At 66.0% G+C, this 24,674-nt stretch carries 25 protein-coding genes; 12 read left to right on the top strand and 13 right to left on the bottom strand.

Annotation, left to right across the window (positions count from 1 at the left end; genetic code table 11):
• Nucleotide 1 precedes the first annotated feature (1 nt).
• Nucleotides 2-907 carry a carbohydrate ABC transporter permease gene (locus tag ACJJVR_RS11030; protein WP_405404543.1) on the bottom strand — a complete coding sequence of 302 codons (906 nt, stop codon included), beginning with the start codon at nt 905-907 and terminating at the stop codon, nt 2-4.
• Nucleotides 908-967: 60 nt separating this feature from the next.
• The gene (locus ACJJVR_RS11035) at nt 968-2,203 is read right to left on the bottom strand and encodes an ABC transporter substrate-binding protein (protein ID WP_405404544.1); all 1,236 of its coding nucleotides are present in this window, start codon (nt 2,201-2,203) and stop codon (nt 968-970) included.
• Between the two features lie 99 nt (nt 2,204-2,302).
• On the opposite strand from ACJJVR_RS11035, the gene ACJJVR_RS11040 reads away from it, so the two are divergent.
• The 5 genes from ACJJVR_RS11040 to ACJJVR_RS11060 are packed head-to-tail and all read left to right on the top strand — an operon-like array spanning nt 2,303 to nt 8,411.
• The gene (locus ACJJVR_RS11040) at nt 2,303-3,100 is read left to right on the top strand and encodes an IclR family transcriptional regulator (RefSeq protein ID WP_405404545.1); all 798 of its coding nucleotides are present in this window, start codon (nt 2,303-2,305) and stop codon (nt 3,098-3,100) included.
• A gap of 7 nt (nt 3,101-3,107) precedes the next feature.
• Nucleotides 3,108-4,163 (top strand): ABC transporter ATP-binding protein, encoded by a 1,056-nt coding sequence (locus ACJJVR_RS11045; protein ID WP_405404547.1) that lies wholly within the window; start codon nt 3,108-3,110, stop codon nt 4,161-4,163.
• Nucleotides 4,160-5,068 carry a Gfo/Idh/MocA family protein gene (locus tag ACJJVR_RS11050; protein WP_405404549.1) on the top strand — a complete coding sequence of 303 codons (909 nt, stop codon included), beginning with the start codon at nt 4,160-4,162 and terminating at the stop codon, nt 5,066-5,068. Before ACJJVR_RS11045 ends, ACJJVR_RS11050 begins: the two co-directional genes overlap by 4 nt.
• On the top strand, nt 5,065-6,213 hold the full coding sequence (gene dgoD / locus ACJJVR_RS11055) for a galactonate dehydratase (protein WP_405404551.1): 1,149 nt from the start codon (nt 5,065-5,067) through the stop codon (nt 6,211-6,213). The genes ACJJVR_RS11050 and dgoD overlap by 4 nt, the downstream gene beginning before the upstream one ends.
• Before the next feature lie 2 nt (nt 6,214-6,215).
• Nucleotides 6,216-8,411: a glycoside hydrolase family 2 protein gene (locus tag ACJJVR_RS11060; RefSeq protein ID WP_405404552.1), complete on the top strand. Its 2,196-nt coding sequence runs from the start codon at nt 6,216-6,218 to the stop codon at nt 8,409-8,411.
• On the opposite strand, the gene ACJJVR_RS11065 is transcribed toward ACJJVR_RS11060, so the two are convergent.
• The 5 genes from ACJJVR_RS11065 to ACJJVR_RS11085 form a co-directional block, all read right to left on the bottom strand.
• Nucleotides 8,408-9,397, bottom strand: coding sequence for an aldose epimerase family protein (locus ACJJVR_RS11065; RefSeq protein WP_405404553.1), 990 nt, complete (start codon nt 9,395-9,397; stop codon nt 8,408-8,410). The genes ACJJVR_RS11060 and ACJJVR_RS11065 overlap by 4 nt on opposite strands.
• A 51-nt stretch (nt 9,398-9,448) precedes the next feature.
• The gene (locus ACJJVR_RS11070) at nt 9,449-10,222 is read right to left on the bottom strand and encodes a hypothetical protein (protein ID WP_405404555.1); all 774 of its coding nucleotides are present in this window, start codon (nt 10,220-10,222) and stop codon (nt 9,449-9,451) included.
• A 9-nt stretch (nt 10,223-10,231) separates the two neighbouring features.
• The gene (locus ACJJVR_RS11075; RefSeq protein WP_405404556.1) at nt 10,232-11,671 is read right to left on the bottom strand and encodes a dihydrolipoyl dehydrogenase; all 1,440 of its coding nucleotides are present in this window, start codon (nt 11,669-11,671) and stop codon (nt 10,232-10,234) included.
• 65 nt (nt 11,672-11,736) lie between these two features.
• Nucleotides 11,737-12,474: an anti-sigma factor domain-containing protein gene (locus ACJJVR_RS11080; protein ID WP_405404558.1), complete on the bottom strand. Its 738-nt coding sequence runs from the start codon at nt 12,472-12,474 to the stop codon at nt 11,737-11,739.
• A complete protein-coding gene (locus ACJJVR_RS11085) occupies nt 12,471-13,034 on the bottom strand; it encodes a sigma-70 family RNA polymerase sigma factor (protein ID WP_405404560.1) in 564 nt (187 codons plus the stop codon). Before ACJJVR_RS11085 ends, ACJJVR_RS11080 begins: the two co-directional genes overlap by 4 nt.
• A gap of 202 nt (nt 13,035-13,236) precedes the next feature.
• On the opposite strand from ACJJVR_RS11085, the gene ACJJVR_RS11090 reads away from it, so the two are divergent.
• Nucleotides 13,237-14,016: a DUF4394 domain-containing protein gene (locus ACJJVR_RS11090; RefSeq protein WP_405404561.1), complete on the top strand. Its 780-nt coding sequence runs from the start codon at nt 13,237-13,239 to the stop codon at nt 14,014-14,016.
• 47 nt (nt 14,017-14,063) lie between these two features.
• Here ACJJVR_RS11090 and ACJJVR_RS11095 read toward each other — a convergent pair whose 3' ends face one another.
• Nucleotides 14,064-14,642, bottom strand: coding sequence for a LysE family translocator (locus tag ACJJVR_RS11095; RefSeq protein WP_405404562.1), 579 nt, complete (start codon nt 14,640-14,642; stop codon nt 14,064-14,066).
• 102 nt (nt 14,643-14,744) lie between these two features.
• Between ACJJVR_RS11095 and ACJJVR_RS11100 the strand changes: the two genes are divergently transcribed.
• Nucleotides 14,745-15,188, top strand: a complete 444-nt coding sequence (locus tag ACJJVR_RS11100; protein ID WP_405404563.1) for an Lrp/AsnC family transcriptional regulator — start codon at nt 14,745-14,747, stop codon at nt 15,186-15,188.
• A 22-nt stretch (nt 15,189-15,210) separates the two neighbouring features.
• Here the strand turns inward: ACJJVR_RS11100 and ACJJVR_RS11105 are convergent, their stop codons facing one another.
• Nucleotides 15,211-15,729 (bottom strand): GNAT family N-acetyltransferase, encoded by a 519-nt coding sequence (locus tag ACJJVR_RS11105; protein ID WP_405404565.1) that lies wholly within the window; start codon nt 15,727-15,729, stop codon nt 15,211-15,213.
• A gap of 126 nt (nt 15,730-15,855) precedes the next feature.
• Between ACJJVR_RS11105 and hmgA the strand changes: the two genes are divergently transcribed.
• Together hmgA and fahA are read left to right on the top strand one after the other, a co-directional pair.
• Entirely contained in the window at nt 15,856-17,217 is a 1,362-nt protein-coding gene (hmgA, locus tag ACJJVR_RS11110) for a homogentisate 1,2-dioxygenase (protein ID WP_405404566.1), read from the top strand.
• Between the two features lie 20 nt (nt 17,218-17,237).
• The gene (fahA, locus tag ACJJVR_RS11115; RefSeq protein WP_405404568.1) at nt 17,238-18,431 is read left to right on the top strand and encodes a fumarylacetoacetase; all 1,194 of its coding nucleotides are present in this window, start codon (nt 17,238-17,240) and stop codon (nt 18,429-18,431) included.
• Here fahA and ACJJVR_RS11120 read toward each other — a convergent pair.
• On the bottom strand, nt 18,428-19,351 hold the full coding sequence (locus ACJJVR_RS11120; protein WP_405404570.1) for an ornithine cyclodeaminase family protein: 924 nt from the start codon (nt 19,349-19,351) through the stop codon (nt 18,428-18,430). The genes fahA and ACJJVR_RS11120 overlap by 4 nt on opposite strands.
• 116 nt (nt 19,352-19,467) lie before the next feature.
• Here ACJJVR_RS11120 and xylB point away from each other — a divergent pair, with 116 nt between their 5' ends.
• Nucleotides 19,468-20,916, top strand: a complete 1,449-nt coding sequence (gene xylB / locus ACJJVR_RS11125; RefSeq protein WP_405404571.1) for a xylulokinase — start codon at nt 19,468-19,470, stop codon at nt 20,914-20,916.
• Nucleotides 20,917-20,919: 3 nt separating this feature from the next.
• On the opposite strand, the gene ACJJVR_RS11130 is transcribed toward xylB, so the two are convergent.
• Complete coding sequence (locus tag ACJJVR_RS11130) at nt 20,920-21,537, bottom strand: autoinducer binding domain-containing protein (RefSeq protein ID WP_405404573.1); 618 nt, start codon at nt 21,535-21,537, stop codon at nt 20,920-20,922.
• Between the two features lie 138 nt (nt 21,538-21,675).
• On the opposite strand from ACJJVR_RS11130, the gene ACJJVR_RS11135 reads away from it, so the two are divergent.
• Nucleotides 21,676-21,882 carry a hypothetical protein gene (locus ACJJVR_RS11135; protein ID WP_405404575.1) on the top strand — a complete coding sequence of 69 codons (207 nt, stop codon included), beginning with the start codon at nt 21,676-21,678 and terminating at the stop codon, nt 21,880-21,882.
• Nucleotides 21,883-21,893: 11 nt separating this feature from the next.
• Entirely contained in the window at nt 21,894-22,502 is a 609-nt protein-coding gene (locus ACJJVR_RS11140) for an acyl-homoserine-lactone synthase (RefSeq protein WP_405404576.1), read from the top strand.
• Here ACJJVR_RS11140 and ACJJVR_RS11145 read toward each other — a convergent pair.
• Both ACJJVR_RS11145 and ACJJVR_RS11150 read right to left on the bottom strand, forming a co-directional pair.
• Entirely contained in the window at nt 22,499-24,025 is a 1,527-nt protein-coding gene (locus ACJJVR_RS11145; protein ID WP_405404577.1) for a PhnE/PtxC family ABC transporter permease, read from the bottom strand. The genes ACJJVR_RS11140 and ACJJVR_RS11145 overlap by 4 nt on opposite strands.
• A complete protein-coding gene (locus ACJJVR_RS11150; protein ID WP_405404579.1) occupies nt 24,018-24,674 on the bottom strand; it encodes a phosphonate ABC transporter ATP-binding protein in 657 nt (218 codons plus the stop codon). Before ACJJVR_RS11150 ends, ACJJVR_RS11145 begins: the two co-directional genes overlap by 8 nt.

Genomic DNA, 24,674 nt, shown 5'->3' on the forward strand with positions numbered 1-24,674 from the left:
GTCAGACCCCTTTCTCGTCGCGCCACATCTTCCAGATGAAGCCCGAGATGAAGATCATCATGATCGCGAACAGGACGACCGCGATGGCCGCGCCATACCCCATGCGATAGCCGTATTCCGACAGCGCCTGTTCGTACATGTAGTAGGACAGCACCCGCGACGACCCGAACGGCCCGCCCGATGTCATGATGCTGACCAGATCAAAGCTGCGCAGGGCGCCGATGACGGTCACGACCACCGCGATGAAGGTCGCGGGGCGCAATTGCGGCAGCACGACGTGCCACAGCATCCGCCAGCCCCGCGCACCGTCCAGCCGCGCGGCCTCTATCTGGTCGGGGGCCACGGCGTTCAGGCCGGTCAGATACAGGATCATGCAATACGCGATCTGTGGCCACAGGCCCGCCGCGATGATGCCATAGGTGACATAGCGTTCGTCGGCCAGAACCGCGACGCCGGTGCCGGTGACCCATTCGATCAACACGTAAAACAGTCCGAACCCCGGTGCATAGAACCACGAAAAGATCAGTCCCACCACGACCTGGCTGATGACAAAGGGAAAGAAGAACAGCGACTTGTAGATGCGGATACCGCGGATCGTCTGGTTCAGGAACAGCGCGATCATCAGACCCAGGGGCACCGCCAACAGGTACAGTGCCAGCCAGATGATGTTGTTTTTAAGGCTGGTATAGAACGCCTCGTCCCACCACAGCTCGTCATAATTGGCCAGGCCGACCCAGGTCATCGGGCCCAGGCCGTCCCAATCGTGAAAGCTGACCCAGACCGACTGAAAGATCGGAATGATCACGTAGACCGAGAACATCAGCAATCCCGGCGCCAGAAACAGCCATGGCGTCAACTGACGGCGGGACCGGCGTCGCGGTCGTGGGGTGTCGGGCAGGGCGGTCATGGGGCCACCTTCATCTTGCGGGAAAACGCGCGGGCAGGGATGTCCCTGCCCGCGACGGGATCATTGGGCGTGAACGCGCTGGCGCATCCGCTCCAACCGTTCAAGGATGGCGTCCAGACGTTCGGGGCGGACCATGAATTCCTGGAACCCCTCCATCCCGGCCTTGGCCATCTCCGGCGGTGCGTCGCGGTCAAAGAACTGCGATATGCCACCCTCGGCGGTCGACAGCAGCTCGAACCCGGCCTGCAGGAACGGATCGTCGCCCACGCTGCTTTCGGCATTGATGGGCAGCTGGCCAAGCGTCTCGTTCATCTTGGTCTGCACGTCCGGGCGCGCCATGAACGTCAGGAACAGCTTGGCATCCTCGGGGTTCTTGGCGCCGGCGGGGATGTGGACCGTGTCGGTCGGCGCATCCTCGGCCCGCGGGATGTCGGCGTTAATGGTCGGGAAGGGCATGAAGCCCAACGTCTCGTCCGTCATGCCGCCATCCTTGAACGCCGCCACGGCAAAGTTGCCCATGACATAGTTCGCGGCCTTGCCCTGGACCAGGTTCGACACTGCATCCTGCCAGTCGATGGCGGCGTGATTGGCCGATACATAGGGCAGAACCTTGGCGAATTCGGCGAACACCGCGCGCACGCTGTCGTCCGTCCAGGGGATTTCCCCGTTGGTCAGCTGCATGTGCCAGTCATAGCCGTTGGTGCGCAGCGACAGATAGTCGAACAGACCCGCGACCGGCCACAGCGCCTTGGACCCGGTGGTCAGGCAGTCGATCCCGGCCGCCTGGAACTGTTCGCAGTTGGCAATGAACTCGTCCCAGGTTTCGGCGGGTTCGACGCCGACCTGCGCATACACGTCCTTGTTGGTGTAGATGCCCCATTGATAGTACGTATAGGGGATGCCCCATTGCTTGCCGTCGATCGTCATCGACGACAGCGCCGAACCCAGGGTTTCGGTCAGGTTGTTCTGGGTCCAGATGTCGGACACGTCCATGAACTGGTTCGCCTGAACAAACGGGCTCATCCGGTTGCCCGCATACCAGTTCGCCAGATCGGGCGCATCTGCGGTCAGGAAATTGCGGATCGCGGTCTTGTATCCCTCGTGGTCGAACATGTTCACCTGCACGTCGATTTCAGGGTACTCGGCCTCGAAATCCGCGATCAGCTGGTCAAATGCGGCCTTTGGTGCGGGGTCGGACGCGTCGGTGTTGAACACCAGCACACGGCTTTGCGCAAAGGCCGGGGCGGTGGTGGCAAGCAGCATCGCCAGCACCAGCCCTTTTCTCAGATGGACCATGGTCTCCCTCCCATTTTTGTTCCACATGTTGAAACTTAGTTTTGAATATTGAAACTATGCTTCGAATCGCATAGCCTGTCAACAACGAGGGAGGATGGCGTGGCGGGGCAGGGACGCGAAACGACGGATGGTACGGTGGGCCGCACGCTGGCGGTGCTGGACCTTGTGGCGGCGTTCGGTCGCCCGGCGCGCTTTGCCGAGATCATGCTTGTGGCGGGCCTGCCCAAGGCGACGTTGTACCGGTTCCTGCAGGCGCTGACCCATCAGGACATGCTGGCCTATGACGAGGATCGTCAGACCTATGCCCCCGGCATGCGGTTGGTGCGGCTGGCCCATTCGGCCTGGGCGCAATCCAGTCTGGCGCCGGTCGCGCAACAGGTCTTGGACCGGCTGGCCGTCGATCTGGGGCAGACGGTCCATCTGGCGCAACTGGACAACGGTTCCGTGCTGTACGTGGACAAGCGTAACGCCAAAAAGCCGGTCGAGATGTTCGCCCAATCGGGCAAGATCGGTCCCGCCTATTGCACCGGCGTGGGCAAGGCGATGCTGGCCCACCTGCCCGAGGACAAGCTGGCCGCAGCGCTGTCGCGGCAATCGTATCACGCGCATACGCCCAACACGCTGACCACGCCCGACGCCCTGCGCGACGAGTTGGTTCGCATCCGCCAGCGCGGCTATGCGCTGGACGACGAGGAACACGAGACGGGTATCGCCTGCCTTGCCGCACCGATCCTGTCCGGGACCGGGCGCATTCTGGGCGCAATTTCCGTGACCACAACAACGGCCACGACCAGCCGCGACCAGCTTTTGGCACTGGCCGGTCCTGTGACCCAGGCTGCGGCGCAAATCGCCGCGACCGCCGATACCTGGCGGTTCCCCGAACACAAGCAAGCATGAGGTTGCCATGTCCGGCGTCCAGTTAAGTCGCGTCACCAAGGATTTCGGCCCCGTGCGGGTCATCCACGGCGTCGATCTGCAAGTCGACCAGGGAGAGTTCTGCGTGTTCGTGGGACCGTCCGGTTGCGGGAAATCGACCTTGTTGCGGATGATCGCGGGGCTGGAGGAGACCAGCGCCGGCCAGATCCGGATCGAGGATCAGGACGTCACCGATGCCGACCCGGCCGATCGGGGCGTGGCGATGGTGTTTCAGACCTATGCGCTGTACCCGCACATGACGGTCGCCCAGAACATGGGTTTCGGCCTGAAGATGAACGGCCACCCCAAGGCCCAGATCGCCACCAAGGTGGCCGAGGCCGCACGCATCCTGAAGTTGGACCCGCTGCTGGACCGCAAGCCTGCCAACCTGTCGGGCGGCCAGCGTCAGCGTGTGGCCATCGGGCGCGCCATCGTGCGCGGCCCCAAGGTCTTTCTGTTCGACGAGCCGCTGTCCAATCTGGACGCCGAGCTGCGCGTCGAGATGCGGGCCGAGATCGCGCGCCTGCACCGCGAGCTGGGCGCGACGATGATCTATGTCACCCATGATCAGGTCGAGGCGATGACCATGGCCGACAAGATCGTCGTCCTGCGGTCGGGCCGGATCGAACAGGTCGGCAGCCCGATGGAGCTGTACGACGACCCCGACAACCGTTTTGTCGCGGGCTTCATCGGCAGCCCGGCGATGAATTTTGTCGCGGGGCGCGTGCAGGGTGGTCAGGTGGTGGCACCCGCCTTTGATGCCCGGCTGGATCGATCCGGCCCGTCGCTGACTGAGGGTCGCGCGGTCGAGATCGGGCTGCGCCCCGACGCGTTGACCCTGACGCCGCAAGGCCCGTTCCGCGTGGATCTGGCCGAAAACCTGGGCGGCACCACCTTTGCGCATCTGCGCGCGCCCACGGGCGAAAAGCTGGTCGTGCAAACCACGCAGCGGTTGAACCCGGCTGGCGGCGGCAGCGTCGGCCTGGCATTCGACGCAGCCGATGCGTTCTTTTTCGACGCCGATACCGGGCAGCGGCTGAGATGAGCCTGCGTGTCGGAATCGTGGGCCTGGGCACCATCGCACGCGCCCAGCACCTGCCCGCCATCGCCGCGACGGGTGGTCTGACCCTGACCGCCATCGCCAGCCGCAACGCAACGCTGGAGGGGGTCGCGAACCACCGCGACGTGTCCGACCTGCTGGCGGACGTGGACGCCGTGTCGCTGTGCACCCCGCCGCAGGGGCGGTTCGATCAGGCCATGGCCGTGCTGCGTGCGGGCCGTCACCTGATGCTGGAAAAACCTCCCGGCGCGACCCTGTCAGAGATAGCCGTGCTGCAGACAGAGGCCGCGCGGCAGGGTGTCACGATGTTCGCCACATGGCATTCGCGCGAGGCGGCGGCAGTGGACGCCGCCCGACAGTGGCTGGCGGGCACGCGCATTCGCGACGTCCGCATCGACTGGTGCGAGGATGTGCGTAAATGGCATCCCGGCCAGGACTGGATCTGGCAGGCCGGGGGCCTGGGCGTGTTTGACCCCGGCATCAATGCGCTGTCGATCCTGACCGCATTGATCCCCGCGGTGCGGCTGGTCGGTGCCGATCTGCACGTGCCCGCGGGCCGCCAGACACCGATCGCCGCCGATCTGCGGCTGGATGCGGGTCACCCCATCACGGCGCATTTCGATTGGCGCGTGACGGGGGATGAGACCTGGCAGATCGCCTTTGAAACCGATGCTGGCCCCGCGACCCTGTCCGAGGGCGGTGCGCGTTTCACTGCCCCGGGCGTGAAATCCGCCGGAGAGAACCGCGAATATGCTTGTCTTTACGCCCGTTTCCGCGATCTGGTCGCGGCGGGTGACAGCGAATGCGACCTGGCCCCGTTGCGCCTGGTCGCCGATGCCTTTCTGACGGGCCGCCAGCACGCGGCCCCCGCCTATGAGGATCGCCCATGAAAATTACCGCCGTCGAAACCTTTATCGTGCCACCCCGCTGGTGCTTTGTGAAAATCAGCACCGACGAGGGCATCAGCGGTTGGGGCGAGCCTGTGCTGGAGGGTCGCGCCGCATCGGTGGCCACCTGCGTCGAGGAGTTGTCCGATTATCTGATCGGGCGCGATCCGCGCCTGATTCAGGATCACTGGACGGTGATGTACCGCGCCGGGTTCTATCGCGGCGGCGGCATTCACATGTCGGCCATTGCGGGCATCGATCAGGCGTTGTGGGACATCAAGGGCAAGGATCTAGGCGTGCCGGTCCACGCCCTGCTGGGCGGACAGTTGCGCGACCGCATCCGCGTTTATTCATGGATCGGCGGCGACCGTCCGGGCGACACGGCGCGGATGGCCCGCGATTGCGGCGACCGGGGCTTTACCGCCGTCAAGATGAACGGCACCGAGGAGATGCAGTTTGTCGACAGCCACGCCAAGGTCGATCAGGTCTTGGCCCGCGTACAGGCCATCCGCGAGGAGATGGGCCCCGATTTCGGCATCGGCATCGATTTCCACGGTCGCGTCCATCGCCCGATGGCCAAGGTGCTGGCCAAGGAGCTGGAACCCTTTCGCCTGATGTTCATCGAGGAACCGGTCCTGTCCGAACATGTCGAGGCGCTGCGCGAGATTGCCAACCACTGCTCCACCCCCATCGCACTGGGCGAACGCCTGTATTCCCGGTGGGATTTCAAGACGATCCTGCAGGGCGGTTTCGTCGATATCATCCAACCCGATCCTAGCCATGCAGGCGGCATCACCGAGACCTATCGCATCGCCGCCATGGCCGAGGCGCATGACGTGGCGCTGGCGCTGCACTGTCCGCTTGGGCCTATCGCGCTGGCGGCGAATCTGCAGCTGGACGCGGTGTGCTACAACGCCTTTATCCAGGAACAGTCGCTTGGCATCCATTACAATCAGGGCAGCGACCTGCTGGATTACCTGACCGATCCGTCGGTCTTTGCCTATGACGACGGCTTTGTCGCGATTCCGCAGGGGCCGGGCCTGGGCATCGAGGTGAACGAGGACAAGGTCCGCCAGATGGCCACCCAGGGGCACCGCTGGCGCAACCCCGTCTGGCGCCATGCCGACGGCAGCTTTGCAGAGTGGTGATCATGCGGACCGTCGAAAAACTGAACCACGGCTGGATCTTTGCCGGCGGCGCGGCCGACCCCATTTCACCACTGGCGGGCGACGCGGTCGCCCTGCCGCATAACGCGGTCGACCTGCCGCTGAGCTATTTTGACGAAACGTCCTATCAGCGCGCCTTCACCTATCAGCGCGCGATCGCGTGGGACGATGCCTGGGCGGGCCGCCGGGTGCATCTGCGGTTCGACGGGGCAATGGCCGACAGCGTGGTCTGGGTGAACGGCACGCAGGTCATGGCCCATCCTGACGGCTACACGCCCTTTGTCGCCGATCTGACCAACCATCTGCGCCCCGGCGACAACCTGGTGACGGTGCGGATCGACGGGTCGGAAAACCCGGCGATCCCGCCCTTTGGCGCCCAGATCGACTATCTGACCTATGCGGGCATCTATCGCGATGTCTGGTTGATGGTGCTGCCGGAACGGCACCTGACCAATGCCCGCATCCTGACGCCCGATGCGCTGTCGGAGAGAAAGACCGTCGTGATCCAGCCCGAGGTCACTGGCCCCGGCGCGGTGCGCGCCCGCCTGCTGGACGGCGACCGGGAGATCGCCGCGACCGAGGGACAGGGCGACCTGACGCTGTCGAACCTGACCGGCCTGTCGCTGTGGTCGCCAGGGAACCCGCAGCTCTACACGGTCGAACTGACCCTGCCTGACAGTGGCGACGTGACCAGGCATCGTTTTGGTTTCCGCACCGCGGAGTGGACGCCGCATGGGTTCCTGCTGAACGGCCAGCCGATCAAGCTGCGCGGGTTGAACCGGCATCAAAGCTGGCCGCATCAGGGCTATGCCGCGGGCCGTCACGCCCAGGAACGCGACGCCGAGATCGTGCGCCATGACCTGGGCTGCAACATGGTGCGAACGTCGCACTATCCGCAAAGCCCGTGGTTTCTGGACCGCTGCGACGAGATCGGGTTGCTGGTGTTCGAGGAGATCCCCGGCTGGCAGCATATCGGCGACCACGCGTGGCAGGACCGCAGCGTGGACAACGTTCGCGCCATGATCACCCGCGACTGGAACCACCCCAGCATCGTGATCTGGGGCGTGCGCATCAACGAAAGCGCGGACAACGGCGACTTCTATGCCCGTACCAACGCGCTGGCGCGTGAACTGGACCCGACGCGGGCCACCGGCGGCGTGCGCTGCATCACCGACAGCGAGATGCTGGAGGACGTCTATACGATGAATGATTTCATCCTGGACGAATCCGAGCTGCCGCTGGTCAACCGTCCGCGCACCGCGCTGCGGTCGGTGCCCGAGGTCACGGGGATCAAGACGCCGGTGCCCTATCTGGTCACCGAATATAATGGCCACATGTTCCCGACCAAGGCGCAGGACCCGGAGCTGCGCCAGATGGAGCACGTGATCCGGCATCTGGAGGTGCTGAACGCCGCGCATGGCGACCCGGCCATTTCCGGATGCATCGGCTGGTGCATGTTCGATTACAACACGCACAAGGATTTCGGCGCGGGCGACCGCATCTGTCATCATGGGGTCATGGACATCTGGCGCGAACCGAAATTCGCGGCCCATGCCTATGGCAGCCAAAAGCCACCGTCCGAGGGCATCGTGATGGAGCCTGTGACCTTCTGGGCGCGCGGCGAGCGCAATATCGGCGGCGTCCTGCCCCTGATCGTGCTGACCAACTGTGACGAGGTCCAGTTCGAATGCGCGGGCGTGACCCGCCGCGTCGGTCCCGACCGGGAACGGTTCCCGCACCTGCCGCACCCGCCCGTCATCATCGACCATCGCCATATCAGCGCCGAGGAGCTGGGCCAGTGGGGGATGAGCTGGCATCCGGGTCGCATCACCGGCTGGCTGAATGGCGAACAGGTGGCGGTGCGCGACTATGTCGCCGACCCGTTGCCGACCACGCTGCAGGTCGCGCCCGACCGCGACAGGCTGCCGGCGGATGCGGATATCGACCTGCGGGTGATGCTGCGCGCGCTGGATCAGGTCGGGAACCGGTTGCCGTTTCTGGACGCCGCAATCGCCGTCACGGTCGAGGGCCCCGCGCGCCTGATCGGGCCGGACCTGCGCATGCTGCAGGGGGGCACGACGGGCCTGTGGCTGCGTCTGACCGGCGATGCGGGGACCATCCGCATCACCGCCCGCCATCCGCAGTTCCCACAGGCCGAGGCCGTGGTCACGGTCGGCTAGGGGCGGTCCAGAACATATTGCGTCGTGGTCCGCCAGACGGCGCCGGGGCGCAGGATCGCCTGGGGGAAATCGGGGCGGTTCGGGGCGTCGGGCCATTCCTGCGCCTCGAACGCGACGGCGCCTTGGGGGCGTGCCAGTTGGTCGGGATGGCCCGGTATGCCCGCCTGCGGGAAATGTCCCCCGTCATAGACCTGCAACCCCGGCGCCGTCGTCAACACGCGCAGCCGGACGTCCGGCGCGATCAGGCTGGCGGCATGGCGCAACGGGCCATGTCTGTCCGACAGACACCAGCAGTGGTCCAGCCCCGCATGCCCGACCGGCCGCGGCTGGCGAAAGTCGAACCGCGTTCCCGCGACGTTCGCGGGGGCATCGGGCAGGGGGATCAGTTCGTGATCCACGGGCAGATAGCGGTCGGCATCGACCTGCAGGATCTGGGCCGCGGCCCCATCCGGCGACAGAGTCCAGTATCCGTGATGCGTCAGGTTGCAGGGTGTCGGACGGGTGGCCGTCGCCTGCAGCGTGACGGTCAGCGCGGCGATGCCGTCGTGATCCGACAGCGACAGGGTCGCCACCGCCTGCATCGCGCCGGGAAAGCCCATCTCTCCATCCGCGAAATCGAGGGCGAGGGTCACTGCGTCGGGGCGGGCCTGCGTGATGCGCCACAGCCGGGCCGACGCACCGTTGCTGCCGCCATGCAGGCAATTCGGGGCGTCGTTCTGATCAAGATCATGCATGCGCCCCGACAGGCGGATGCGCGCACCGGCGATACGGTTCGCGAACCGCCCGACGATTGCGCCGACATGGCGGAACGCGCCCAGATAGGCCGCAGGATCGGGGTGTCCCAGCACCAGCGGGCGATCGATGTCCTGCAACCGCAGGTCCTGAACGATTGCGCCAAGGGTCAGCACCCGTGCGCTCAGCCGCCCGGCCTGGAGGTCGACGGCCTGTACCCTGCGCCCGTCGGGCAACTGTCCCATATCGATCATCGCGGTCCCCTGTCGGGGCGATCAGACCGCGTCAATCGTTGAAACACAAGATCAGTCGCGGCGTGCCTCTGTTCTGGCCAGCTTGTCCTCCACGCGGCGGTACGCCGCAACCAGCTCGACCTTGAACTGTCCGGGTTTGAACTCGCGCAGACCGGAATGCGCCGCACATAACCAACGCAGGTCGCGGGTCAGTGCCGCCAGCCCGTGCAACCAGTCGCGGAAGTCGCGCACAGCCCCGGCCTGCGGCAGCAACGCGTGGGGCAGGGTGGGGTGCAGGAACACGCGCGGTTCCGGAAAAACCGCCCGCAGACGGCGCGGCACCGGCATCAGGTTGATCGTGTCGTCGACATGCAATGTCCGGCTGGCCGGGTGCCATGCCAGCAGCGATCCGGCGTGAACACGTTCGTTGGCGCTGACATAGTCGATGCCGCGCGGCATCGAGAACACTAGGTCGTCCGCGAACATATCCTGTACCTCGGGCGATTCCACCGCCTCGGGGCGCCACGCCAGATCGGGATGGCGCAGACGATGGCGATGCGCGCCAAACAGGGCTGCATCCGGAAAATCGCGCGCAATGGCTGCACAATGCAGCGTGTGGAACGGATGCAGATTCAGCACCGCTTGTACCGCGCGGCCCCCATCGGTCAATGCCATCACGGTGTCGCGGACTGTTCCTGTCAGTGGATAGCTGTCCAGCATGACAAAGCTTCCCGACCGCAGGCGAACCAGCGACGCCTGCGTGCCGACATTCAACACGCCACCCATGCGCAGATCGCCCCGGATCGACCAGAACCCCTGGCCCAGATCGTGAATCGATTCCGTCATGACCGCACCCTATGCACCCGGAGGCGTACCGAAGTCACGCCCGGCGGGTTCCGCCTGATTTGTCTCACTGCAGATCTGTCGCAGGGCAGCCTTCAGACCCTCTTCAAGTGTGGGGTGGTAGAACGGCATTGCCAGCAGTCCCGTCGCTGTGGCGCCCGACTGGACCGACCACGCCAGCAGATGCGCCAGATGATCGCCGCCGGGACAGCAAAGGTCCGCCCCGCTCAGCCGGCCCTGTGCATCGGCATAAAGCGTCACGGCACCTTCGGCCCGCGCCTCGGCACGCGCCCGGCCCTGGTTGGAATAATCGCTGCGACCACTGATGACACCATCGCCGGGACCCGTTCCGACCATCGCCAACGGCGGATCGGTGAACGTCAGCGCAAATGCAACGCTGCGTTCGCGGGGGGTCACGTCGGGAAACGCCGCGGCGTTTGCTCCCGCGATGGCGCCTTCGGTCGATGCTTCGTGCAGCAGCGTGGCGTCGGCGTTTGCATCGCCGACAATGAACACGGGGGCACTGCCGCATTGCAATGTGGTACGGTCTGACGTTGGCGTACCATGATCGTCCAGCTTTAGCCCCGATGCCTTCAGGTCCAGATCCGACAGGTTCGGCGGGCGTCCGACGGCGACAAGCACGTGGCTGAACACCTGTTCACCCTGCGCATCGCCCGTCCAGGTCAGCCGAATGCCGTCAGCATCAGCGCTGGCTACCGTTTCCACCCCAAGGCACAGGGTCATATCACGCGCGACGGCGTCATGTAGGGCATCGTGGACCACATCGCAGCGCGCCTTGCCAAGGCGGGTTCCCTGATCGAACAAGGTGACCGACACGCCAAGACGCCCCATCGCCTGCGCCAGTTCCAAGCCGATGGGACCGCCCCCGATCACAGCAAGGCTCTCTGGCAGGTCGGGCAGTTCGAATATGGTCTCGTTCGTCAGGATGCGGGGACCAAGATCGCGAAACGTTTCCGGTACCAGCGCCGAGGACCCGGTGGCGATCACGACTGCGCCGGCCCGGACGCGGCGACCGTCATCCAGCGCCAACAGCGTCGGTCCGAGAAACCGGGCGCGGGCACGGATCGCGGTGCCTTGGGGCAGATCGTCAAAGCTTTCCCGGGTGAATTCGACAAACCGATCGCGTTCTGCACGGACGCGGGCCATGACGGCGGGGCCGTCAATCATCGGTTCACCGGAATGCACGCCGAAAACCGGTGCGCGACGGACGGCATGGGCGGCATGCGATGCCGCGATCAACAGCTTGGACGGCATGCACCCGGTGTTGGCACACAGGGTGCCGCGAAACTCCGGGTCGATTATCAAGGTCCGTTTCCCCGCCTTGCGCGCGGCGCGTTCGGCGGCAATGCCGGCGGTACCCGCGCCGATCACGGCCACGTCACAGATCAGGTCGGATTGGGCCGGGTCGGAGGGGTCGAACGTTGAGGACATGGATACCTTGAGGTGTTGCTGCACCCCCTTAACCGACCAGGCCGCCACACGTTCCCTTGCATCCGTCAGATGTTCTGCGCCGCGGCCAGACCCTTGGCGATGACCGGCCCTGTCGGACGCCCGGTGGGCGATCCGCCTTCGGGTTCCAGCGTGATCTCGTACAACTGCGCGTCGGCAGGGCCGGGCAGTTCGGGACCGACCAACGCAGCAGCACGCGGCCCGTCCAGCACCCCCAGGGACTGTGGTCCCATTTCCGCCGATGGCAGCGTCCATGCCTGAATCGAAAAGCCCTGCGGGACATCGACGTCGGACACAAAGCGGATTTGGGCCGTCTCGTTGCCGTAATCCTCGATGACGGCGCGCGGCTGGCCCTCGTTGTCCAGCAGTACGGCCACCACCTGCGGGGCGGGGACAGGACGCTGCATCGCGCCGCCAAATCCAAGGGCCAACCCCAGGACCAGCGACGCGGCCAATCCTGTCAGCCAACGGCGCGGCGCGCGAGGCATGTTGGCGGCGACAGGTATCATGGTGGGGTCCGACGACATCGGCGTGGGTGCAGGGGCCGCGTCCTGCGGCGTCTGCGCGATGATCGCCCCGACGCGGCTGGAAAAGTCCGCAGGCAGGGCCATCGCCTCGGCCGACAGATCCAGCGGCAGCAGCTGGTCGCGCAGGCGTGCGACATGCGCGGACAGGGCGGGGTCCGCAGCAATCAGGGCCTCGAACAGATCCGCCTCGGTCGGCGACATCAGGCCCAGTACATAGTCGTCGGCGAACGCAGCCACGTCATCCTGAAACACGCTCATGAAAGGCACTCCCGCAGCGACGCAAGGCCGCGTCTGATCCAGGATTTCGCCGTGCCAAGCGGCACGCCCTGTCGGGCCGAGATCTCTCCGTGGCTGTATCCCGCGACATGCGCCAGCAGAATCGCGCGCCGTGCCGGATCGTCCAGCGCGTCAAGACAATCGCCAAGCCGGCCTGTCCCGGCCAGCAACTTCCAGTCGTCGTCGTGACACAGGTCCTGTCGGGCGTCCTGCATGCGCGTCAATTCGTCCGGCGACAGGCTGGACAGGCGTTTGCCATCGCGCAGGATCGTCAGGCAGCGGTTGCGCAGCACCGCATAGATCCAACCGCGCGACGACCCCTCGCCCTGTCGCTGCTGGGCGGCCTTGCGCCAGATCAGCACCATCGCGTCCTGCACCGCCTCCTCGGCCAGATCATGACGGATCAAAATGCGGCGTGCCACGCCCAGCAACTGCGACCCCTCGATGTCCAGGATCGCATCGATACCTTCGGGGCGGCCGTCGGCGCATGCGGTCAAGGCCCGGTCAAGCTGGCGGCTGCGCTGTTTTGTGTCATCGGTCACGAAAACTCTCCTGATCGTGCGGGTATCCTGACGCGATAGGTTGCGCGGTTGCAACCGCCTGTACGGTCACTTTTCACGCGACCGGAAATTTTGCGATCGGGCTAACTTTTTTTGCATCCGGTTTCGCGGGCGGCGCGTCATCGGGTCAAGGACGGCGAAGACCGCCGCCTGTGACAGAAGCTGAACCGAAAGGAACATTCCCATGTTTCGCATTGCTGCATTCTCGACCTCTGCTCTTGCGCTGTCCATTTCGGCGGCTGCTGCCGCGACCGGCGTCGGCCTGACCGACGACCGCACCTTGGTCATGTTCGACACCGAAACGCTGGAAGTGACCGGCACGATGGATGTCGAGGGCGTCGACCGTCTGTTGGGCATCGACCTGCGCCCGTCGAACAACACGCTGGTGGGCGTGACCGACGACATGCGTATCGTCACCATCGACACCGCAACCGGTGCCGCCACCGACCTGTCCACCATGGACACCCCGCTGGAGATGGGCGACATGCCCGTCATCGTCGATTTCAACCCGATGGCCGACCGCCTGCGCTTCATGACCGGGACCACGAACCACCGCGTGAACGTGGATACGGGCGAAGTCACCGTCGACGGCAGCCTGAACTGGGTGCCCGAGGATGAGAACGCCGAGGCCAGCCCGATGATCGCTGCTGCGGCCTATATCAACAGCCACGGCACCCCCGAGGCGACGGCGATGTACAACATCGACGCAGGTCTGGGCGCGCTGTTGCAGCAGACCGCACCGAACGACGGCACGCTGGCCACCATCGGCATGCTGAACGTCGAGAACCCCGGCGACATGATGGCGTTCGACGTCCAGACCGATGCCGAAGGCGCAAACATGGCGTGGCTGGTGACGAACAACACCATCCATTCGGTCGATCTGGAAACCGGTGCGGCCACCGCTGCGGGCGAAATCGCCGCCGAAGGCCAGATCCGCGATCTGACGGTTCTGCCCGCGATGTGACGACCTTGCGCCGGGCCCTTGCGGCCCGGCGCGCCCCTTGTCCGCTGCTATGCTAGCAGAACGGGCAGCATCGACAGGACCATTACCCCCGCCATCGCGATATTGAAAAGGCGCAGCCGCTCTGGCGCGTCGATCAGCCGTGCGATCCGCGCGCCAGCCACGACCCACAGCACATGGCAGGGCAGACCCACGACCGCAAAGGTCGCAGCAACCGGCAGCGGACCGCCGAGCGCCGCGCCATAGGTCGCCAGCGCGGCCAGCACCATCGCCCAGGCCTTGGGGTTCACCCATTGGAACGCCGCCGCCTGCCACAGGCCGACCGGACGGCCCGCCGATCCAGCCTGCATCGGTCGCGCGCGCGCGATTTTCCAAGCCAGCCACAGCACATAGGCAAGCCCCGCCGCCTGCATCACCCGCCGCAGGTCGGGGCCCGACTGCAGCGCCGGGGCCAGCCCCATGCCCAGCACCAGCACCATCGCCGCGAACCCCAGCACGATCCCGGCCATATGCCGCCAGCTGCCCTGCAGCCCAACCGTCGCGCCCGATGCCATCAGCATCGCATTGTTCGGCCCCGGCGTGATTGTCGTCACCGCCGCAAACCCCACCAGTCCGATTAGCGCGTCCATTTCCTGCCTCCTGCGTGATTACGGCGGATGGTGCCACATGGCGGCTGGTGGATGGGCCCGATCTGCGCGATATTGGCGCCCATTATGCAGGAAAACCTCGTGATGGACGCCGTCGATGAAAAGATCCTGCGCGTCCTGCGAATGGACGGGCGCATCACCCATCAGGCGCTGGCCGAACGGGTGGGCATGTCTGCATCGACCTGCCAGCGCCGTGTCGAGGCGATGGAGCGTCAGGGCATCATCGCCGGCTATCGCGCCGTATTGGGTGGCGCAGCGCGCCAGACCGGATTTGCGGCCTTTGTGCTGGTCGGGCTGGGACGGCATACCGCGCAGGTCCAGATGGCGTTCGAGGCGCGCTGCACCGCCGCGCCGCAGGTCGTCGAATGCCACAACATCACCGGGACCGTGGAATACCTGCTGCGTGTCGAATGCCGCGACCTTGCCAGCTACAAGCAGTTCCACCACGAAGTTCTGGGCGGCTTTCCCGACCTGACCACGATCGTCACCCATGTCATCGTCGGTACGTCCAAGGACGACCGGGCCTGACTGCTATGTTGCATAACTCGGATTATCCCAGTGAGCTGTCCACATAGCGCAGCCGTCGAACCATCAGCAATTCGTCGACCTCGCGCCCGGCGTCGATCAGTGCGGCGGGAATCCGGCCTGTCTGGACAAAGCCGTGGCGCTGATAGAACCGGATGGCGGCGTCGTTGTGGTCGTTCACCGCCAGCTCGATCTGATTGATGCCGGCATCGGCGGCGAAATCAGTGACCGCGTTCAGCAGATCATCCGCCACCCCGGTCCCGCGCAAGTCGTCGCGCAGATAGACCATGATCAGCGTCGCCCGGTGTGACCGCTTTATGCCCCGCTGCGGAAACAGGCCCATGATCCCGACCGGGTGCTGTCCCCGGAACGCGACGAAGACGGGATGCGCCATCCGGCTGGCCCATTCGTCATCCGACAGGCTTGACCAGTCGGCCTCGGTGTTCGCAAACGCCGTCGGCGCCAGGCGCAGCGCCTCCAGCCGGATCGCCTTGAACGCGGCCAGATCGCCCGGCCCCAGTTTCGCGATGCGCATGTCGGTCATGACCGCCTCCGTTCCGTCAGGGTGTCAGCATTCACGGCCCGCGTGGCCTGCGCAAGGCCGCGTCGCTTGACGCATCGCGAGGTGGGTGGCTATATTCGTTGCAGATGCAATGAAATGGGTGCCGCGATGAGCGACAGCGATCAGACCTCGGGGATGACCAGCGCCCCGGCAGGCCGGGGTGCGCATCCCGGATACCTGCCCGGTTTTGGCAACGACTTCGAGACCGAGGCCCTGCCGGACGCGCTGCCCCAAGGCCAGAACAGCCCGCAGCGATGCAATTATGGCCTGTATGCGGAACAGTTGTCGGGAACCGCCTTTACCGCGCCGCGCGGCCAGAACGAGCGGACATGGTGCTATCGTATCCGTCCGTCGGTGCATCACACGGGAAGGTTCGCGGCGATCGACCTGCCCTATTGGAAGACCGCGCCGCACGTCCTGCCGGGGGTGACCAGTCTTGGCCAGTATCGGTGGGACCCGATCCCGGTGCCCGATGGCGACCTGACCTGGCTGACCGGCATGCGGACCATGACCACGGCGGGCGACGTGAACATTCAGGTCGGCATGGCCACCCATGTCTATCTGGTCACCGCATCGATGCAGGACGAATACTTCTTTTCCGCCGACAGCGAGTTGCTGGTCGTGCCGCAACAGGGCCGCCTGCGGTTCTGTACCGAGCTGGGCATCATCGACGTCCAGCCGCAAGAGATCGCGATCCTGCCCCGCGGCCTGGTCTACCGGGTCGAGGTGCTGGACGGCCCCGCCCGCGGGTTCGTCTGCGAGAACTATGGTCAGAAGTTTGACCTGCCCGACCGCGGCCCGATCGGCGCGAACTGTCTGGCCAACCCGCGCGACTTCAAGACCCCCGTCGCGGCGTTCGAGGATCGCGACGCCCGGTCCCGCGTGGTCATCAAGTGGTGCGGCCAGTTCCATGAGACCTGGATCGACCACAGCCCGCTGGACGTGGTCGCGTGGCATGGCAACTATTGCGCGTACAAGTATGATCTGCGGACCTATTCGCCAGTTGGCGCGATCCTGTTCGACCATCCGGACCCGTCGATCTTCACCGTGCTGACCGCGCCGTCGGGACAGGACGGGACCGCGAACATCGATTTCGTGCTGTTCCGCGACCGCTGGATGGTCGCCGAACATTCGTTCCGCCCGCCATGGTACCACAAGAACATCATGTCCGAGCTGATGGGCAACATCCACGGCGTCTATGACGCCAAGCCGCAGGGGTTTGCGCCCGGCGGGATCAGCCTGCACAACTGCATGCTGCCGCATGGCCCCGACCGCGATGCATTCGACAAAGCCACGACCGGAGATCTGGTTCCGCACAAGCTGGCCGAGACGATGTCGTTCATGTTCGAGACGCGGTTCCCCCAGCATCTGACCAAATATGCCGCCCATGAGGCACCGATGCAGCCCGAATACATCAATGTCTGGAGCAGGCTGGAGAAAAAGTTCGACGGCACGCCGGGCCTGAAATGACCGGGGCCGTACCGTGCCTGATGCCGTCGCACGTGGCGCCCGCCAACCGCCCCGACTGTGATTTTCCGCTGAACAACCTGCCCTATGGCGTCTTTTCGGACGACCGGGGACCGCGTTGCGGGGTGGCGATCGGCGACAGCATCCTGGACCTGGCAGCTTGCGAGGCGAGGGGCATGCTGGACGCCGGCGGTACATTCGCCGCGCCGCACCTGAACAGCTTTATCGCCCTTGGCCCTGATGCATGGGCGGCCATTCGCGCCCGGCTGACGGCGCTGCTGTCCCCTGACGGGCCGCGCGACCTGCCGCTGGTGGCGATGGCAGGTGCGCGGATGCACCTGCCGATCCGGGTCGAGGCGTTCACCGATTTCTATGCCTCGCGCCACCATGCGTACAACGTGGGCTGCCTGTTTCGCGGGCCGGACAATGCCCTGCCTCCGCAATGGGACCACATGCCCATCGGTTACAACGGACGGGCATCGTCGGTCGTGGCATCGGGCACGCCGGTGCATCGTCCGATGGGTCAGGTGGCTGGCCCCGCCGGCCCGGAATGGACGGCCAGCCGCCGTCTGGATCTGGAATTGGAACTGGGCGCGATCGTGGGCGTCGCGACCACGCTTGGCACCCGCATCACCGTCGATCAGGCCGAGGACATGATCTTTGGCCACGTCCTGTTGAACGACTGGTCGGCGCGCGACATTCAGGCGTGGGAATACCAGCCACTTGGGCCGTTTCAGGGCAAGGCGTTTGCCACCACGATCAGCCCGTGGATCGTGACCCGCGCCGCGCTGGAGCCGTTCCGCCGGACGGGCGCCGTACGGGTCGTCGCCCCGCTGCCCCATCTGCGCGACAGCCGCCCCGGCTTTCACGACCTGTCGATGGGTTGGACGTTGAACGGGCAGGTGATGGCCCGTGTGAACTATGCCGAAATGCACTGGTCACAGGCGCAGGCGCTGGCCCATCACGCCAGTTCGGGCTGTCCGATGCGGGTGGGCGACCTGCTGGGCTCGGGCACGGTTTCCGGCCCAACCCCCGACCAGACCGGCGCCCTGCTGGAGATGACGCAGAACGGGCAGCAGCCTGTGACCGTGAACGGCCAGCCCCGCACCTTTCTGCAGGACGGAGACGAGGTTGGCCTGTTCGCGCATGCGCAGGGGTCAGGGTATCGGGTGGGGTTCGGGCCCTGCACAGGCCGCGTGATGCCCGCCCTGCCTTAGGTCGCGGCGGCGATCCAGGCCGCGATCATCGTGTCCAGATGCGCGCCGCCGCCGTTCTTGAACACCGTAATCTGGTCCGCACCGGTGCGTCCGCATTGACCGGGCACCAGATCGTATAGATCGCCCAGCACATCGTCAGGCGTCAGCACACCCGCGGCGATGGGGATTGCCAGCTCTCCGATATGGGCGATGGTGGTGTCGCGGCTGTCGACAAAAATGCGCGCCCGCGTCATCAGGGCATCATCGGCCTCGCGCATGTCGGCGCGAAAGGCACCGATCAGGTCGACATGCGTACCGGGCCGTACCCAGTCCCCGCGCAGCACCGGTTCGCGCGCCATGGTCGCGGTGGACACGATGTCCGCACCTGCAACCGCCGCCGCCAGATCCGTGACCGGGGTGACCGAATGGCCCTGCGCCGCCATGCTGTCGGCCAGTGCCTGCGCCTGTTCGGGCCGGCGCGCCCAGACCTGGACCTGATCCAGATGCGGCATGCCCGCGCGATAGGCCGCGACCAGCCCGCCCGCCAGCACCCCCGCGCCGACGATCAGCAACCTGCGGCTGTCTGGCCGTGCCAGGATCTGGGCGCCCAGCACGGAATCGGCGCAGGTCTTGTATTCGGTGACCAAAGGCGCGTCGATCACGGCGGTCAGCGCACCTGTTTCAGGGTCAAACACCAGCATCGCCCCCTGCACCGAGGGCAGGCCGCGTGCCGGGTTGTCGCCAAAGACGGTCACCGCCTTGACGCCGAAACCCCGCCCCGGCAGCCACGCCGCCCGTGTCAGCAGGCTGCCCGACCCCGGCCCCAGAAACAGGTCGCGGACCTGTCCCGCAGCGGCAAGATGCCCTTGTCGCAGGGCATCGATGGCGCCGGGCCAGTCCAGCCCGCGGGCGCTGTCGCGGTCGATGATGCGCGGTGTCATGGTACGCTCCGTTTGTTTCCCCGACCTTTGTCCGAACCGGGACCGGGTGCAAGGCTTCGGCTGGACATTTCGGTTTCGGTGGTCAAGGTCGGTCCGGACAACATGGGGGACGCGGGATGAGCTTTCTGGGGATCGATCTGGGCACATCGGGGCTGCGCGCGCTGCTGGTGGATGATGCGGGGCAACCGATCGGGTCGACGGAACGCCATTACAAGGTATCAAACCCCCATCCCGGCTGGTCCGAACAGGACCCTGCCGACTGGATCACCGCGCTGCAGGGGGCGGTTGCCGACCTGCGCGCCGCGCATCCGGAATTCGCGTCGCTGCGCGGCATCGGCGTTGCGGGTCACATGCACGGTGCCTGTGTGCTGGACGCACAGGATCGCGTGCTGCGCCCCGCGATCCTGTGGAACGACACGCGCAGCCATGCAGAGGCCGACGCGATGGATGCCGACCCGCGCTTTCGCGATCTGACCGGCAACATCGTGTTTCCGGGTTTCACCGCGCCCAAGCTGGCATGGATGGCCGCGCATGAGCCCGACCTGTTCGCCCGCGTGACCCGCGTGCTGTTGCCCGCTGCCTATCTGAACCTGTGGCTGACCGGTGATGCGGTGGGCGATCTGTCCGACGCGTCGGGGACGTCATGGCTAGATACGGGCGCGCGCGACTGGTCGGACGACCTGCTGGCCGCCACCGGAATGACCCGCGCGCAGATGCCCCGCCTGGTCGAGGGGTCGGCCCCCGCCGGACAGTTGCGCGCCGATCTGGCCGCCGGGTGGGGCCTGTCCGCGACGGTGACGGTTGCCGGGGGGGCGGGCGACAATGCGGCGGCCGCCTGCGGGATCGGCGCGATGGCCGAAGGCGCGGGTTTCGTGTCTCTGGGCACATCGGGTGTGCTGTTGGCGGCGCGCGACGGCTATGCCCCCGCGCCCGACACGGCGCTGCACAGCTTTTGCCACGCAGTGCCGGGGCGCTGGTACCAGATGGGCGTGATGCTGGCCGCGACCGACAGTCTGAACTGGCTGGGCCGCGTCACCGGCGCGACGCCCGCGCAATTGACCGCCGATCTGGGGCCGCTGCGGGCGCCGGGGCCGGTGCGGTTCCTGCCCTATCTGTCGGGGGAACGCACGCCGCACAACGACCCCGCGATCCGGGGCAGCCTGACCGGGCTGGCGTCGGCGACCGACCGCAACGACCTGACCCGCGCGGTGCTGGAGGGGGTGGCCTTTGGTCTGGCCGACAGTCTGACCGCGCTGAAATCGACTGGCGCACAACCGACACGTCTGATGGCGATCGGTGGGGGCGCACGGTCGCACTATTGGTTGCAGGTGATTGCCACCGCGCTGGACGTGACGCTGACCCTGCCCGAAGACGGCGATTTCGGTGCGGCCCTGGGTGCTGCGCGGCTTGGCATGGTCGCGTCGGGGACAGGGACGGTCGAACAGGTGATGACCGCCCCCCGCGTCACCACCGAGATCGCGCCGGACGCGGGCCTGCGCGACGCGTTTGCCGCGGCGCACCGGGCCTATCGTGCTGCCTATCCGGCGATCCGCACGATACAGTAACGGTTACAAATAGTTGCGGGCGACCGCGATGGCGACGGCTTGGGTGCGGCTTTTTGCACCCAGCTTGCCGCACGCCTTGACGGCGCGCTGCTTGACGGTCGATTCGGCGATGGACAGCTGGGTCGCGGTCTCTATCTGGCCCAGACCGTCGCGGAAACAGCGCAGCACGTCCAGTTCGGCGGGCGTCAGGGCCGCGCGGTTCAGCACCAGATCGGTCCACAGGTTGAACTTGGCATGACAGCGCGCGATTTCGTCGTCGGTGAACTCGCGGTCGGGATGCGACAGCGTCAGGAACGACCGCTTTCCCGCCACCTTGCGAGAGATCGCCACACCGTGGTTCAGGCGAAACCGACGTGCCGCCTGCATGACCCCGCGCAGATCCGGGATGCGCACCTCTGACCAGCGTGTGGCACCGTCATGGGTCATCGTCCACATCGCGATGGGATCGCCAAAGAAATAGTTCCTGTCCTCATAGATGGTGCGCCATGCGTCCGGATAGGCGTTGTGCAGGTGTTCAGGGCCCTTGTAGGTCAGATTGAACCCCATGATCCAACCCGATGGCGCCAAGGCGTGCATCTCCGCAATCTCGGCATCGAAATTGGGGATCAGATCGTTCAGCATCGCACCTCTCCCGCTTCACGAACCCAAGGGTATGTCTTTTCGGACATACTGAAAAGGCAGCTTGTCCGTTTTTTGGGCGACAAGTCCGGCTTGGAGCCGCAGACCGTTAACACGTGTTAATTATGGAGGACGAAAGTGATGCAGGGAATCATAGAGCCTAGATTGGCAACTGCAGAGTTCAGCCGCGACATGGTCGAGACGATGCTGACCTATTTCGACGTCTATGCCGACGAGGGCGTTCTTGCGGTCGAGGTTACCAGTTGGGGCCTTTGGCTGCCCAACAAGGTGACTGGCGGGCGCCAGTTCCTGGGGCTGGCCAAGCTGCCTGACGGATATCGGCAATAGGGATGCGTGACATGACACAGACAATGACCGACGTGCAGATCGCCACGATCCGCCTGCCGCGCGACATGGCCCGGTTCGATCTGGTTGCCAGCTTCTTTCAGCTGCGCAAGCAGATCTTTGTGGATCGGATGGCCTGGCCCCTGCACCATGCTGAAGGGATCGAGTTCGAGCAGTACGACACCTTTGACACCGTCTATGTGATCGCCCATCGTGACGGGCGTGCGATTGGCGGCGCGCGGCTGAAACGGACCGACTGTTCGTTCGGTGGCGGCAAGGTGATCTATTCCTACATGATCCGTGATGCGCATCGTGGCCTGTTGCCGGGAATGCCCACCAACCTGTGCCATGACGAGCCTCCGGTCGACCCGCAGGCATGGGAACTGACGCGGTTTGCCGCCCTGCCCGTCCCGGGCCTTGCCGAAGCGATCCTGGAGGCGTCGAACGAATACCTGCACGACGTCGGCGCCACCGACTGTCTGTTTTTGGGACCGCCGGCGTTTCTGCGCATGGCCTCACGCCTTGGCTGGACGCCGCGACCGATGGGCGATCTGGTGTCCAACGACGACGGCAAGTTTCTGGCCTTTGCCTGCGCCGTGCGTCAGCCGCAGATGGCCGCCTAGCAGTTGGTCGCCTGACCGGGAACCGCCTGACCGGGGGTCGCCCCCGGCCGCGCGCCCCCGACCTGCAGCGTGTCCGCACCAAGCCGGGTGCGGATGGCGCGTGACAGCGCGTCGATGCCGACCGTGATCAGCCCGGTCGCGGCCAGAATGACGATCGCCCGGTCGATGCGCAGTTCGGCGATGGCGTCGTCCAGGTAGAACCCCAATGTGGCGATGCCCAGAATGCCCATGATCGCGGATTCCCGGATGATGATCTCCCACCGGTACAGGCACAGGGCGACGAAGGAACCGAACAGGCGGGGCACGATCTCCCAGCCCCACAGGGTCAGGCCGCGGGGTGCGTCCGCGCGCAGCGTCAGGCCGGTCGCCTGACGGCCCAGCAGGTGCCCGATGATCGCCCCGTTATGCAGCCCAAGCGCCAGGATCGCGGGCAGCATGGATGGCCCCCAGACCTGCAGGAACAGATAGGCCAGCATGTATTCGGGGAACGACCGCAGGACCACCAGCACCAGATGCCCCAAAGCCGCGCCGACGCGCCCGGTCACCCGCGGCACGATCACCGCCTGCGCGATGAACGCCACCACGCCCGCCAGCACCAGCGCCAGTTGCGCCACCACCAGCGTTGCGGCCAGTCCCGGCAGGATCGCCGCGGTGGTCAGATCCCACAGCCATGGCAACAGCGCCGCCGGGTCGCCCTGGCGCAGGGGGGCGGGGATGATGTCCTGGGACAGAAACCGCCACAGCGCGCCCTGCCCCATCGGCGGCGTGCGCACGGTGGCCAGCATCACCACGGCAAAGACCAGCCAGCCCACCAGCAGCCGGGGCCGCATCCACAGCCGGACCGTCGCGATCAGCGTGATATAGATCGCCATCACCGCCCCCGCCGCGCCGTATTCTCCCTGTCGGAAAAACGTGTCCAACTGAAACCCAAGCGTCGGCAGCCCGATGAAACCCAGCACCGCCGACGACCGAAGCCCGCATTCCAGCCGGTACAGCGCATAGGTCGCCATCTGCGGCCACGCCAACGGCGCGCGGGCCCACAGGAACCGGGTCAGCGGATCGACCGACGGTCCCAGCCAGCGATCGGGGCGGCGGTCTGCTTCGTCCAAAATTTCCGACAGGACTTTGGCAAAGATCCCGGCATAGGGCAGCGCGATGGCCAGCACCCCTGACCAGACGCTGATCCCGAAGAGCTGCAGCAGCAGCAGCGCCCAGAACAGTTCGTGGACCGACCGCAAGGCGATAGCGAACCCGCGCACCGCCCGTATTTTATAGAACGGCGCCAGGATCAGGCCGGCCATCCCGCCCAGTGTCACGCCCGCCACGGCAAAGGCCACCGTCAGCGCGACGGCCTGAACGATCTGTTCGACGGCGCCGAAATCGGGGGCCAGAAAGCCGCGGCCCATCCGGGCCAGTGCGGCCCATGGGTCGTGGCCGGCAACCGTCAGATCGGCCAGGGGCAGGCACAATGCGGCGACGGCCAGAAACCCCGCAACCACGCCAAGACGCGACAGGCTAGCCATACAGCGCCTCGATCCGCGGGGCGTCCAGCCTGTCGATCGGCAGGTCGAACAGAAAGACCCCCTGTTTCAGCCCGATCACCCGCGTCGCGAATGCGCGTGCGACAGCAACATCGTGCAGCGCCAGGATCGCGGTCGGAAAGGCCGCCCTCAGCAGCGCCGCGAGGTCCTGCGCCTGACGCGGATCGACCGCGGACAGCGGCTCGTCCCCCAGGATCAGGTCGCCGCCGCGATGCAGGGCACGGGCCAGCGCCACGCGTTGTTTCTGCCCGCCCGACAGGGATTCCACGCGGGCATCGGCCTGTGGCGTCAGGCCCACGCGGTCCAGGTCGGCCAGTGCCGTGGCGCGGTCGGGGGTTGCCGGACGGATCAGCGTGCGTAGGTTGCGCCACGCGCCGTGATCGTCCAGCCGCCCCATCAGGACGTTGCGCAGGGCCGACAGCTGGGGAACCAGCGCCGCGTCCTGCGGGACCAGCGCGATTCGCATGCCGCGCGCCGCTGCTGCATCGTGCAATGCCGACAGCAGGGTCGACTTGCCCGAACCACTGCGTCCCAGCAGGGCGACCCGCTCACCCGGCGCGACATGCAGTCGCACCCCGGCCAGGACGGGCGTACCGCCATAGCCAAGATCGACCCCATCCAGCAGCTGCAA

Origin of the sequence: Paracoccus sp. Ld10 (assembly GCF_045064235.1) — a bacterium.
Lineage (GTDB): Bacteria > Pseudomonadota > Alphaproteobacteria > Rhodobacterales > Rhodobacteraceae > Paracoccus.